The sequence below is a fragment of the Pedobacter psychrodurus genome, from assembly GCF_032678585.1.
GTDB lineage: Bacteria > Bacteroidota > Bacteroidia > Sphingobacteriales > Sphingobacteriaceae > Pedobacter > Pedobacter psychrodurus_A.
Genome location: NZ_JAVTSN010000024.1, coordinates 39,519 through 54,060, shown reverse-complemented (window position 1 = coordinate 54,060; position 14,542 = coordinate 39,519). Strand labels below are relative to the sequence as shown.

Genomic DNA, 14,542 nt, shown 5'->3' with positions numbered 1-14,542 from the left:
TATTTGAAGAGGGAATGGATTTAAATCTATTCCCTTTTTTATTGTACTATTTTTTCAGGCTCGATGCCCTTATGTTTAATAGCGTTGGAAGTGATACCTGTGTATTTTCGACAGGCCTGCCTGCCTTTTTAAGCTTATTCAATAAAATTTTCATAATGTTCTCTGCAATGGCCTCGAGAGGTTGTGCGATGGCGGTAACAGGCGGATCGCAGAACTCTAAAATTTCAAAATCATCAAAAGAAACAACAGCTAAATCTTTATGGATGTGCACTCCTAGTTTCCTAAAAGTTCTTAATCCATCTAAGCAGATATAGTTAGCGGCAAAAATGACGGCATCAAGCTGCTTTTCTTCTTTAAAAAATTTTACCATTTCTTCGATGGATGCTGAAGAACTCACGTAGTCGATTTTCTTTACAATTGCTGGCAGATGATGTGCCTTTATCGCTGCTTCGTAACCCGATAAGCGGTCTACCATTTGTTGCTGAGCGGTATCTATTGTAACGAAACCTATATTCTTATACCCATTGCTAATCAGGTGTTCAGTGGCTTCAAAAGTACTGTTTTTGTTATCTATAATTACGTAATCGGTTTTTACATCCTGCACATACCTGTCAAATAATACTACCGGCGCATCTGTTTGGATGAGTCTTTTCACTTCTTCTTCCAGTCCCTCCGGTAAAGCCATAATATAACCATCAACATGCCTGTCTTTAAAAATCTGCAATAATTCTATCGCCTTTTCAGTATCGTTGCGCGTGCTGCTAAATAGAATTTTATAACCAAGGCTCGAGGCAATTTCATCGATGCGACGTGCGATACCTGCGAAAAATGGTTCAGAAATGTCATCTACCAGAAAACCTATAATTTTTGTTTTGCCTGTTCTTAAACTCGTGGCAAGGGCATTCGGTTGGTAGTTTAGCTCAGCAACCAGCTCTAAAACTTTTTTGGTAAGCGATTCGCTAATATTTTTTTCTCTGGCCTTTCCATTGATTACAAACGATACAGTTGTAATGGAAATATTTAATTGTTTAGCGATATCTTTTATGGAAACACGTTTCTTCATCACAGGCATTACACGGGTATTATTAATTGAACTGGTAATATAACAATATATCTACAAAAATGTAAAAGCCCTTAAAAAGAAAAAGAGCAACCTATCCAGGATTGCTCAATTAACTAACTTATTATTCATAAAAAATGCTGTTGGGGAAGGAGTCGAACCTTCAAGGGGTAGTTAGCTACAGTTCAAAAAATTAATTTGTGGTCAACCCAATAAACTGCGTTTGTCCCATTATTCCCCACCACCGAGACAAGGAGGCGTGTCTGCCAATTTCACCACCCAACATTATAGTCCTTAGTCCAAAGTCTGCAGTCCTAAGTCTACTAAAGACTATGGACTCTTGACTTAGGACTCAAGTGCTGTAGGGGAAGGAATCGAACCTTCAAGGAGTGGTTAGTACCGAAACCGGTATATTCCCATTATTCTCCGCCACCGAGACAAGGAGGTGTGTCTGCCTGTTTCACCACCCTACATTATGTTAAACAATTTTGAAAGAACGTTTCCTTTTTGTTAATTGCTTGATACAAATGTAAAGGATCAACCGATACCTTGCAAATATTTTAAACATTTAATTTTATTTTTATAATATTGATAAATATTTGTAAATTCGCTTATCATAATTCAAAAATATGCTTAAAAAAGACAATTCCAATTTAGAAATTGACAACCTCGACATCGATATATTGAAACAATTGATGCAGGATGCCACTAAACCTTACACAGAAATCGCTAAGGATCTGATTGTTTCTGGAGGAACGATACATGTAAGGATGAAGAAACTACAGGAAATGGGGATTATAAAAGGTTCGCACTTAATCATTGACCCACAGAAGGCTGGATACGATATATGCGCCTTTTTGGGTATCTATCTCGAGAAAGGAATCCAGTACAAAGATGCAGTTGCCCAGTTGAGCAAAATTAAGGAAGTGGTAGAATTACATTACACTACAGGCTCATATAGCATGTTCGCCAAAATAATCTGTAGAGATACCAACCACTTACGCCATGTTTTAAACGAGGAAATCCAGGCGGTGAACGGAATTCAGCGTACAGAGACATTAATCTCGTTAGAAGAGAGTATTAAGCGCCAGATTGAACTGGGGTAAAGCGGAGAGACTAAAGGTGAAAGCCACAATCTTAATTAATAATATCTGAGCTAAATGATCTGATATGTCTTACATGGTAAATAGGAATTTTATAACGCTTTTATTTTGAAAATCTACGCTCAGTATTGCTTCGGAAACAGAAGTCCCGTTATCCGCTATAGTCCCGATGCTGATTTAGTGCCGATTTATCGGTAAACAATCGGGAGCTATTGCTACTACCGGGTTTAGATACAAAGGCTGGTGCAAAAAATAACAAGCGCACCTCTGTGATAAACCGTAAATAGTAAATTTTCATTAATAGGCATCAAGCCGATAATAGTAGCAGCTATTGGCCACTAGACCCGATCCGATAGCTATCGGATAACGTGAAAACGAACCCGATTTGCGGGGTGAAGTAAAACGGAAAGCGGTAGCAAACCTTGATCATTGTACAGGTACTGCTCTCCCAGCCTCAGTCATTTTGTGGAGAAGGCCCTTCGACGGATCAGGGTGACAATCCAAAAGGAGTAATGTTACTTCAACAACTGATAAGCAACAAGTGCGGCAACGTAAGCCATGGCCGTCATATATGCCAATTGGATAACCGGCCATTTCCAGCCTTTGGTTTCGCGGTAAACGATGGCTACTGTACTCATGCATTGCATTGCAAAAGCATAAAAAAGCATTAATGAAATGCCCGTAGCAAACGTATAAACAGGCAAACCTGTACGGCTATTTCTAGAGGCCGACATCCGCTCTCTGATGGTGCTGGTATCTTCATCGCCACCATCAACACTGTAAATGGTCGCCATGGTACCTACAAAGGCCTCGCGGGCAGCAAAAGAGGTAATTAAACCAATGCCAATCTTCCAATCGTAACCGAGCGGGCGGATGGCAGGCTCAATCGCATGGCCAAGTATACCTACATAAGAGTTTTCCAACTTTTCTGTGGCCACTAAGGTTTTAATGTGATCCGTATTTTTTGTGGTATCGGCCAGTGCAGATTCGAACTTTTTATCGATGTTTTCAAAACGGTTACCTGGCCCGAAAGAAGCCATTACCCAAAGAATAATGGAGATGGCAATAATCACTTTACCCGCTTCGAAAACAAAGGTTTTCGATTTCTCGTACATGGTGTAGAGCACATTTTTCCATCTTGGCATACGGTAAACCGGCAGCTCCATGATAAAATAAGATTTTTCTTTGGTTTTGATAATGAATTTCATTACCCAGGCCACCAATACCGCAGCAATAATACCAACCAGGTACATCACCATTAAGGCCAAACCCTGAAGGTTAAAAATACCCAAAACCGTTTTTGAAGGGATAATCAATGAAATGATTAAAATATATACGGGGAGTCTTGCCGAGCAGCTTACCAATGGCGTAACCATAATGGTAATCATTCTATCTTTCCAGTTTTCGATATTTCTGGCAGCCATAATAGAAGGAACGGCACAGGCCAAACCACCAATCATCGGCACTACCGATTTTCCGTTAAGGCCAACCTTACTCATGATTTTGTCCATCATAAAGGTAACACGGGCCATATAACCTGTATCTTCCAAAATGGATATAAAAGCAAAAAGGATTGCAATTTGCGGGATAAAAACAAAAATACCACCCAAACCTGCAATTACACCATCCAATACCAGATCGGTAAGCATACCGCCGGGCAAATATTCGTGACCAAGGCTGGTGATAAAACCAAAACCGGTTTCGATCCAATCCATAGGATAGGATGACCAGGCGAATATGGCATTAAAAATAACAAACAGGATAAACAAGAAAATGGCAAATCCCCATACTTTATGGGTGAGGATGCCATCCAACTTATCACTGAAAGAGAATTTCTTTTCGTTACCATTATCAACCACCACATCAGACAATATGGTACTGAGGTGTTTATATCTGGCAATGGTTTCAGCTGCCTGGATTTTTGAAGATTCGAAATGATGCGATTGCTCTATTTCCTCAATTTCTTCCTGCTCCTGTTCGGTAAAAAAAGTTAAGTGCTCATGCTGATGCAAAACCTGCAGGGCGTAATAATCGTTATCCGAATTCAGTTTCGATTTTATGGCATTAATGGCCGCAGGAGCTAAAAAATTTACATCTACATCCTGAAATTGTGTGGCAATTTTATTGGTATTGGCGATGGCCTGTTTTAATTTATCAATCCCGATATTATTCCTTGCAGATATAGAAACCACCTGGATACCCAGTTTTTCAGCAAGTTTATCGAGATTAATCTCTATCCCCTGTTTAGCAGAAAGATCGATCATATTCAAGGCCAGGATCATTGGAATACCCAAATCTGCAACCTGTGAATATAAAAGCATGTTACGCTTTAAATTTGAAGCATCGGCAATGAGCACGATCACATCCGGATGGCTATTGTTGTTCTTATCGGCCAGCACCTGAAAAACAATACTTTCATCGGTACTTTTTGGATACAAGCTATAGGTGCCCGGCAAATCGATAATCTCGGCCTCTTTACCGCCTGCAAGTTTCATAAAACCTGTTTTCTTATCAACGGTGATACCTGGAAAATTTCCTATTTTTTGATTTAATCCTGTTAAGCGATTAAATAAAGTAGATTTACCTGTATTGGGATTACCAACTAACGCAACTTTAATATCCAAACCCAGCTTATTTATTGAATAATAATAACATCGGCTTCGCTCTTACGCAAACAAAGCTGATAACCAGCAACACGGATCGCCATCGGGTCGCCTAGCGGAGCAAAGCGCTCAACCTCTACCACCTCGCCCGGCAAACAGCCCATCTCCATTAACTTTACAGACATATCTAAATCTGTAAAAGCTACAATTGTTCCTTTTTCTCCAACTTTGAGGTGCGACAGCTTCATGTGCTAAATTTGGCGCAAGTTACCCTTTCTTTAGATTTATTCCAAATAAGATAGCGGCATGAGCGGTATAATTTACATAGGATTACCTTAAAATGATCTAGTTTCTTTGTCTACCACCGCCAAAGCCTCCACCACCGTTACCATCCCGGTTTCTACCACCTTCTTCACCTCCCCTGATCCTGTTTTTACCGCCCATCCGGTTAAGCGAATAGGTAAATGAAAACATGAAATAACGTTTCAGTACGTTGTAACTTACATCCTGTATGGTATTGTTATTAGCAGTACGGCTTACGCCTTGGTTTTCGTTCAGTAAATCGTTTACCGCAGCTTTAAAAGTTCCCCTGTTTTTGAAAAACTGTTTGCTGATGTAAGAATTCACTAGGGTAAAATGCGTGTCGAAGGCCTCTCCCCTTCCGGTATTTTGGTTGTAATCGGCATCAATAGCCCAGCGGATGCTGCCAGGGAATAAATAACTTACACTGATATTGGGGCTGAAGGTATAAAAACGGGTATTGGAATTTGGCTGAACGGAGTAGGTTGCGCGGTTAATGGAAGCACTTACACCTGCTGTTAAATCGAGTTTATCTAAATTAGAAACCAAACGGTAACCATTGGTGATGGACCAGCTATTGGTTATATTTTTTAAGGAGTTGGTAAAGTTTACATCCCGATCGTAATTGCCGCTTACGTTGATGTGAAAGTTTAATTTATTCTCGGCCATAATTGGCAAACTCAATGAAGATGAGATGGATCCTGAATAAACGCCGCTAACATTTACCGGAGTAACGGCAAGTTTCCCCTGATCTTCGCCACTCTGGATTAAACTGGTGCTATTTGCGATCCGGTTAGAGGTTTGGGTAAGATTTAAATTCACAAACAAAGATCTGTTTTTCCCCACGGTAAAGGTATTGAAGGCTACACGAAGCGTATTGTTGAACTCTGGTTTCAGATCGGGGTTACCAACCGGAATACTTTGTGTATTGGTATTATTTCTGATCGGCTGTAACTGTTGTATGGTTGGCTGGTTGGTGCTGCCCCTATAATTAAATACCAGGCGTTTGCTGTTGCTAAAATTATACCTGAACATGGCCGAAGGGGTGTAATTGAACACATTTTGCTTGAGTACAAATCCCTTACTGATATTGTTATTCGTTCTGTCGGTATTCTGCACCGCCATGCCCACATTCCAGTTGTATTTTTTAGCCATTTTATTAAAGCTAAAACCTGCAGCATTGGTTAAAATGGTATTTTCGTAGGCATTGCTGAAAGTTTCATCCAATAAATCGTAAGCCAAGGTAACGGGATTGAAATTATAGGTAAAACGGTCGGAAGTGTTGTGGTTATAACCGTTCTGGTAATTAAACTCCAGACTTAAGGTTTTATCCAGCGGTTCGGTATACACCAATCTTGTATTCTGGTTTATAGATTCGCTCTCCTGATCGTTAAACTGGTCGGTTGTTTTTTTGGTAGATACCCCATTCTCTGTCCGCGTTTCTGGATTGCTATTGTAATTATCAGCATCGTTGTTGTTGATACTGGTATTAAAGTTTAATGAAAGCGTTCTTCCCCTGCGCATAAATTTTTTACGCAATAAAATGTTGTTGCTAATGGATGGGGCAGTATTGTGATTTCTCAACGATTGCGTTCCTTCAATCATATACGTTTTATAATCGCGTGTATAAACGCTATTATTTAAACTCTCGTTATCGGTATAACTTAAATTCGGCTGTACACGAAGTGAGGTTAATGAATCGATCTTGGTATCGACCATAAAATTTAAACGGTGGTTTAAACGATCGGAACTGTTGGTCTGGTTGTTATTAAAAATGGTGGTTACATCGCCCAATAAGTTTTGCGTTACGCTATTCCTCAGGATCAGGTTATCAGATTTATTAACAAAATAACTCATGCTGATTTCAGTATGATCAGCGTATTCATCCGAAAAATTAAATCCTCCGGCTTTTGTATCAGTAATTCCACCACGACCGCCGTTACCACCACCATTTCCTCCGCCCAAACCACCGCCAAAGTTCTGTTTGTTTACATTATTAAACTGGGCAATTACGCTCAAACGTTTATCCTGATTAAAATGATTGATGTTCGCATTCACATCATAACGGTCGTCAGAGCCATATCCTGCTGTGCTGTTTCCGAAATAACCGTTTTTCTTATCTTTTCTGGTGGTGATATTAATGATCTTGGTTCTTGAACCATCGTCAATACCCGTAAACTGTGCCTGATCGGAAAGTTCGTCGATGATCTGGATTTTATCGATCATATCAGCCGGAAGGTTTTTCGTAGCCAACAGGGGATCGTTCCCAAAAAATTCTTTACCATCTACCTTAACCTTGGTGATGGTTTCGCCCTGGGCTTTAACCGTTCCTGCTTTATCAACCTCAACCCCTGGCAGTTTTTTCAACAGGTCTTCCACTACCGCATTTTCTACTACTTTAAAAGAACTTGCGTTAAACTCCAGTGTATCTTTTTTTACAACAATTGGTGGCACCTCAGCCTTAATCTCGACAGTTTGAAGATCGATTGCGCCCCCCTCCAAAACAATATCAGGCAAAGTGATATCTGCTCTATCAGCTGTTATGGTAAAATCTTTAGTGGTATTCTTTAAACCCAAAAATGCAGCATATAACCGGTAGGTGCCTGGCTTTAGGTTTTTGATCACGAACTTCCCATCTTCGGTGGTACTTACGGCACCAACCATGCTAGAATCGGTTAAGTTTTTCACCGCCAAAGAAGCGTAATCGATAGGTTTTTTGTCCTTTGATTGGATTACCCTGCCACTTACCGAACCCGTTTTCTGGGCGTAAACATAAAAAGATGATAAAATAAATAAGAGCGTAAAAATTCGTTTCATTCGCTTGGTTTGGTTAGCTTGATGTATAGCATAGAGACACCGGACCTTTCCAAAGGTTTATTTTGCTTAGGTAACATTTGAAATACATAAATGTCAGTTGTACATTTAATAATTAACGAATACCTTAAAACAGGAAAATCCCGGTTAAAACCGGGACTTTCCTTTATTGGTTAAATGCTCATTCAGGAGCAATCAATTTTAGCATTTTACAGGCTAGGGATTCTTCACTGCGTTCAGAATGACAGACTACATTCTCGGGCGACCACCACCGCCGCCGCCACCACGTTGACCTGGCATCTGCATATCTCCGCTCATTGTTCTTCCACCGATACGGGTTAAAGAATAAGTGAACGACAACATATAATAACGTTTTAATACATTAAAGTTTACATCCTGGATTGAAGTACCGGTAGCTGTTCTGCTTACTCCTGTATTCTGGTTAAGCGCATCGTTTACCGAGAACTTAAATGTGCCTCTGTTTTTAAAGAACTGGCGGCTGATATAAGGATTGAGAATGGTATATTCCTGGTTATACAGATCGCCACCACCAAAGTTTCTGAAATAATCGATGTCGATGGCTAACCTGATATTGGCGGGCAATACATAACTTACATCAAAACTTGGGTTAATCGTATAAAACTCTGTGTTAGCCGACTGTTGGGCTGAAAACGTAGAATTGGTATAACTACCGGTTATGCCACCTGTTAAATCGAATTTATCAACATTGGTAACCAATTTATAACCATTTGAAATGGTATAAGTATTGGTAATGTTCTTAACAGATGTTGTACCGCCTTGAGGAACAATGTAATTCACATTTCGGTTATAAGCACCGTTTCCAGAAATATTCAGGGTTAACTTACGCTCTGCCATTAAAGGTAAAGACCATGTTGCATTGGCATTACCGGCATACACACCATCAACATTCACATAACTCACCTGTTGTATACCGCTCGGCAGCTGTGCAACACTGTTACCAATGCTATTAAAGGTTTGTGTCAAATTTAATCCTGCAAAGAAAAATCTACCGTTTTCAATATTAAAATTATTGAAGTTTACTCTCAACTGGTTATTGAACGAAGGTTTTAATGCCGGATTACCCACATAAATGGTTTGAGAATTGGTATTATCGGGGATCGGTTGAATCTGATCGATACTAGGTTGTGTAGTTGAACCACGATAGTTGATAAACAAACGCTTACGGTTGCTAAAGTTATACCTAAACTGTGCAGAAGGGGTAATGTTGATAAAATTCTGGGTACGTTTTAAGCCTGTGGTTAAATTGGTATTCACCCTATTGGTTTGTTGTGCGGCCACGCCAATATTCCAGTTGTATTTTTTCTCGGTTGTGGTTAAACTCACACCTGCTGCATTGGTTAAGGTACGGTTGTTATAGATGTTCGAAAAGGTATTGTCTACAAGATCATATTGCAAGGTTAAAGGGTTGTAATTAAATACATCTCTTTGCGAATCACTATTTGAATAGCCATTCTGGTAATTAAATTCCACACTTAAAGTCTTATTTAAAGGTTCGGTATACACCACCCTTGTGGTATTATTAATGGAGTGGCTGCTTGTATTGTTCAACTGGTTAGTTAACGAATCTCTTGTTGCTGCGCCTGTGGTAATCGTTTCATCTCTATAGTTAAGATTGGTACCACTGTTATCGTTAATACTGGTGTTCACGTTCAAGGAAAGCGTACGGCCTCTGCGCTTAAAGCTTTTTCTGACCAATAAATTATTACTAAATGCCGGGGTAGCTGCAGTTGTTGCATTGCGCTGTAAACCGTCTGTTAAGGAAGTGATAAAATTACGGGTATATTTGGTAATACTGTTACCGTCTGTTTCGGTATAGGTTACATTGGGCTGAATCTTGATCGATAATGAAGGGTCGATTTTGGTATCCACCATAAAGTTGAAACGGTGGTTGATCCGGTCTGTTGTATTATCTAAATCCTGATTGATATCGGTTGTACCTGTACCTAAAAGATTTTGGGTATGTGAATTCTGTATCAGTTCGGATGATGCTTTATTAAAGAAATAACTGGCCTGAAACTGGGTGCCATCTTTATAGGTATCCGCAAAGTTTAAACCTGCCGCATTAGTATTTGTAATACCGCCACTTCCATTAGCATTACCGCCACCGCCGCCGAAACTACCACCACGGCCACCGCCACCAAAACCATTACCTACGCCACCACCCTGGCCAAAATTTTGCTTGTTCACGTTGTTAAACTGACCAATAAAACTGATCTGTCTGTCTTCATCAAATTTGTTTACGTTTAGGCTTGCATCATAACGGTCATTAGAACCGTAGCCAGCAGTACTGTTCCCAAAATAACCGTGTTTCATGCCGCTTTTGGTGGTAATATTCAGGATTTTATTTCTTGTTCCATCGTCAATGCCGGTAAACTGAGCCTGCTCAGAAAGTTCGTCGATGACCTGAATCTTATCAACCATATCGGCTGGAAGGTTTTTTGTAGCCAATAGCGGGTCGTTTCCAAAAAACTCTTTACCATCAACCTTTACTTTGGTTATGGTTTCGCCCTGGGCTTTCACACTACCATCTTTTGCCACTTCTACACCTGGGATTTTCTTCAACAGATCTTCTACCACGGCATTCTCACGCACTTTAATCGATTTGGCATCGAACTCCAAAGTATCTTTCTTCACCACAATCGGAATGGTGGCTGTAACGTTAACGGTATTTAAATCAACACCATCATCGCTCATGGCAATATCGCCAGCGTTTACAGCTGCTTTAGCCACTTCTACATCTTTGGTTGCTGTTTTTAAACCTAAAAAGGCGGAGTAAATTCTATATTTACCTGGGGCAATGGCCTTAAAGCTGAAGCTTCCATCCGGATTGGTTTGTCCGGAGGCAACAACACTCGAATCTTTCAAGCTCTTAATGGCTATGGTTGCAAAATCAACCGGCTTTTTATCTTTTGCGTTAATTACCTTACCGCTTATCGAGCCAGTATTCTGCGCCTGAGCGATATAACCACAAAATAGGAGCGCTACAAATATTGCCCTCTGAACGTATCTTTTCATCAAAAAAAATTAGATATTATAATATAAAACTAAGCTATCAGACTGTAGAAAAGCCGAAAGGTTTGTTAAGGTGTGTTAAAAGCTTGGTAACATTTTAAATACAGCCTAGGGAAGGTAGTCAGATCAAACAGGAAGATTGATCAGTAAGAGGATTATTTTTGCTGAGAAGGATAACTTTTGTAATATACTTTTGGGCAGTTACAGTTCTTTTTAAAAATACTGCAGCCGCTTAAATACATGGTCGCGATTAAACAAATGATGCTAACTTTTCTTCTCATTGAAATTTAATTTATGGAGCAATACATAACTAAAAACTGCCATTGATGCGCCTAACATATCACAGCCAAAATCCCACCACTCTGCAGAACGATAGGTAAAAACTTTCCATTGTAATAGTTCAATTCCGCCACCGATGATAGCACAGACAAGTAAAACCTTAAAAATGGTTAAGGTCCTGAAAGCATAGGTATGCTGGTATTTTATTTTACCATAGAAAAGTAATACAGATAAAACAAAGAAAAAACCCATATGGGTCATTTTATCGAAGCCTTCGAAGAAAAAGCCGCTTTTTCCAACGGAATCGGAAATGTGCATATTACAAAACACCAAAACAACAACTGTCCAAAGAATGGCCCATTTTTGCTGTTTTAGTGTTTTGTACAAAATATTAGAATTAAGCACCTACAAGTTCCTGATAAGCTTCTGCTGTTAATAAACCATCTACTTCAGCTAAATCAGCTAAAGATACTTTTACCATCCATCCTTGTCCATATGGATCAGAGTTAACCAATTCAGGGTTATCGTTTAATTCAGCATTAACTTCCAATACTGTTCCGGTAACTGGCATGTATAAATCAGATACTGTTTTAACAGCTTCTACAGTACCAAAAACTTCTTCTTTAGCTACCTCGCTACCTACAGTGTTAATATCAACATAAACGATATCGCCCAATTCGCGTTGTGCAAAATCAGTTACGCCAATATAAGCTTCGTTACCTTCAACTCTAACCCACTCGTGGTCTTTAGTGTATTTTAATTCTGATGGAAAATTCATTATTTATATATATTTTATGAAAATAAGTTATTTAAGTTTATTGCTCTATCAGGCTTGCATGCATAATTGCAAACATTTAAGCATTCCTATCGTTTACACTCCAAAAATACAATTTACTTTCACATATCGCAATGCCCAACAAATTAACTTAAAAATATTAATTGTGTCAGCATTACACGATATAAGCAAAAGGTAAGAATTTCTGGCTATGTGAGCTGAAGCGGTTAGTTACACAAGGGAATTCAATACAGGCTGATTGCCAGCTGCTGGTTCTGTTATACTTCGTTAACTTTAAGCTACGTAATTCCACTCAAAACACCAATGATTGATTTTTCTCAGCAAGAAACACATTATGTTCGGCAGAAAAGTTATGGGGTGATCAGACAGTGCTTGAATCTTGCTTCGTGTAACTACCTGAAAAAACTCAATTATATTCTATTAATAATATGATGTTCTCAAAACCTTCAGTGCTTTAAAGCTAATCACCCTATCAAAATCTTTATGCCCCAACCATAGCGTTTCATTCCATCGTAATTATCCACACCAGTAATGAGATGATAAGTAATAGTGTAAATATTGATCCAATTATATTAAAGTTGCTCATAATATTTGGTTAGTTATAGATAACAAATTAATACATACGAAATGTTTTATAAAATGGTTGTTCGATCTGTTTATTTTTATAATCAGTCGATCTGACCATTAGCATTTTAAATCGGTCGGTATAATTTTATACCTTATTATTCATAGTGGCGTCGCAAATAAAGGTATCTTTCTCAACTTCACAGGAAATAAAACAAGAGCCTCATGAAAAATCTCCTTTTCATATTAATTGGAAATGTAGGTATTTGAGGAACTTTTCTAAGGCACAAGTATATCGCTATTGAGTACATGACTAACCTATACGATTTTAACAATCATCAGATCGGGTTTTCGTATCTAAACTTATAGAAAGAACATTTGACGATCGGCGTAATAACTGGATATTTATCAAAAATCTTTCCTTATGATCCAAAGCCCCAATGTCATAGTCTTTTCCACTTATTTTATTATGCAATTACCATACCGATTTCGGGCAGAAGTTTGAATTCGCTCTGGTGTCTAACTTTTAGGGGCATTATACAACACGTACAGGCATCGTACCTATAGATACGTCACTAGTTCTGATGTGCTATTGTTATCGATTTCTTTCTATCTTGAGCGCGTTTTTTCTGGTAATGGAAATCAAATATCATTAGCATTAGTGCCAAAATCAACAAAGCAATCAATACCCAGTCCACCGTTGGACGGTCTCTCATAAGAAATAATTGGTTAGACTGCAAACATAGTAAAAAACTTAAAGTAACACAACACCGCAGAAGGTATGGGTTTATTAACCTGCAGGAACTTGTGCAGATACATTTACCTGCAGCAGAATCAAGGGCCGAGAGCAATTTAAAGGAAATGTAGCCGTATTTGTGGAACCGCTCCTAATTTTACCGGCTATAAGAAACTCCAAAGGAGTTATTGTTTTTTTGGACTTGTCTGTTCTGACTGGCCATATCGATTAAAACCATAATTAAAGCACAAATTAATAACGAAATTAACATCCAGTCTGTTGTGAACTGCTTTTTCATAATCTGAGTATTTAAATATGTGCAAATTTAGAAAAAAGTGAACCGCAGTTCAAAAAAAAGTAATTGGACAAATCAGAAATATTAAATCCGGCGAATAAGCCCAAACTCCCATTTCAAACAAAACTCTCGATTGTTTAACACAAAAAATAACCACAACAAAAAACTGATTTCCCATTAACAACAAGATTTCGTCACTCCTGACTATTTACACATATACTTTACTATAAAACCTTATTAATACTTTGAAATACAACTATATAGCACCTTTTAAAACGCATGTAAGCTTAAAAAAATAAAAAATTTTATAAAAATAAAACCGGATACATCAAAAAATACGTATATATGTAAATCTAACCATACAAACATCTAACCAAAAACCAAAAATATGAGTAAGCTAATTATTATTGCAATTATTTTTTGCACGCTATTTTGGACAGTTCTTCTGTTCGTGCAACCTATTATTATGGTTGCTTTTATCCTATTGACCAGCACTGTATTTTGGTTGAATACTAGGCATGCAAAAAACATAGAATAAAACTGGGTCGTGAGGCTGTCTAATAAATATAGAATTGTCATCCTGAGCTTGTCGAAGGAACTGTTTTAAATGTCTTACAAGGCGTTTCGATACTTCGTCAAGCTCTGTACAGGCTGAGCTCAACGCGACAAATTTAATTGAATTACGATTTATGATACAGCCTCATGGCTCAAAACAGGCGGCATTTCCGTAGCCGCTATTAATGAACCTTATGTCCGTTGTATATTGCTATATCATGGAAAGAAAAGTACAGCCGATAGCAGTCGTCTCTATGCTGATGAAAATTGACAGATGAGTCTATCGCATGCGTATAAGAAATATGCATCCCAATCCCCATCTGTATAAAGCACGAGAAATTCTTTCAGATTATCTGTATGACAGATATATTTTTAAAAGAAAA

At 38.6% G+C, this 14,542-nt stretch carries 9 protein-coding genes and 1 tRNA gene; 1 reads left to right on the top strand and 9 read right to left on the bottom strand.

The window, feature by feature from the left end; translation table 11 throughout:
* Positions 1-46: 46 nt before the first annotated feature.
* Entirely contained in the window at positions 47-1,063 is a 1,017-nt protein-coding gene (locus tag R2S57_RS16450) for a LacI family DNA-binding transcriptional regulator (protein ID WP_316846041.1), read from the bottom strand.
* 137 nt (positions 1,064-1,200) lie between these two features.
* Positions 1,201-1,345, bottom strand: a tRNA-Asp gene (locus tag R2S57_RS16445).
* Between the two features lie 344 nt (positions 1,346-1,689).
* Between R2S57_RS16445 and R2S57_RS16440 the strand changes: the two genes are divergently transcribed.
* Positions 1,690-2,166, top strand: a complete 477-nt coding sequence (locus R2S57_RS16440; RefSeq protein WP_056848148.1) for an Lrp/AsnC ligand binding domain-containing protein — start codon at positions 1,690-1,692, stop codon at positions 2,164-2,166.
* A gap of 512 nt (positions 2,167-2,678) precedes the next feature.
* Here the strand turns inward: R2S57_RS16440 and feoB are convergent.
* The 7 genes from feoB to R2S57_RS16405 form a co-directional block, all read right to left on the bottom strand.
* The gene (feoB, locus tag R2S57_RS16435; protein ID WP_410479082.1) at positions 2,679-4,787 is read right to left on the bottom strand and encodes a ferrous iron transport protein B; all 2,109 of its coding nucleotides are present in this window, start codon (positions 4,785-4,787) and stop codon (positions 2,679-2,681) included.
* 11 nt (positions 4,788-4,798) lie between these two features.
* On the bottom strand, positions 4,799-5,014 hold the full coding sequence (locus R2S57_RS16430) for a ferrous iron transport protein A (RefSeq protein ID WP_055913318.1): 216 nt from the start codon (positions 5,012-5,014) through the stop codon (positions 4,799-4,801).
* A gap of 97 nt (positions 5,015-5,111) precedes the next feature.
* A complete protein-coding gene (locus R2S57_RS16425) occupies positions 5,112-7,883 on the bottom strand; it encodes an outer membrane beta-barrel family protein (RefSeq protein WP_316846040.1) in 2,772 nt (923 codons plus the stop codon).
* Positions 7,884-8,129: 246 nt separating this feature from the next.
* The gene (locus R2S57_RS16420; RefSeq protein ID WP_316846039.1) at positions 8,130-10,937 is read right to left on the bottom strand and encodes an outer membrane beta-barrel family protein; all 2,808 of its coding nucleotides are present in this window, start codon (positions 10,935-10,937) and stop codon (positions 8,130-8,132) included.
* A 261-nt stretch (positions 10,938-11,198) separates the two neighbouring features.
* Positions 11,199-11,600, bottom strand: coding sequence for a VanZ family protein (locus R2S57_RS16415; protein ID WP_316846038.1), 402 nt, complete (start codon positions 11,598-11,600; stop codon positions 11,199-11,201).
* A 10-nt stretch (positions 11,601-11,610) separates the two neighbouring features.
* Positions 11,611-11,991: a glycine cleavage system protein GcvH gene (gene gcvH, locus R2S57_RS16410; protein ID WP_147224488.1), complete on the bottom strand. Its 381-nt coding sequence runs from the start codon at positions 11,989-11,991 to the stop codon at positions 11,611-11,613.
* A 1,475-nt stretch (positions 11,992-13,466) separates the two neighbouring features.
* Positions 13,467-13,607 carry a hypothetical protein gene (locus R2S57_RS16405; protein ID WP_316846037.1) on the bottom strand — a complete coding sequence of 47 codons (141 nt, stop codon included), beginning with the start codon at positions 13,605-13,607 and terminating at the stop codon, positions 13,467-13,469.
* Positions 13,608-14,542 lie beyond the last annotated feature (935 nt).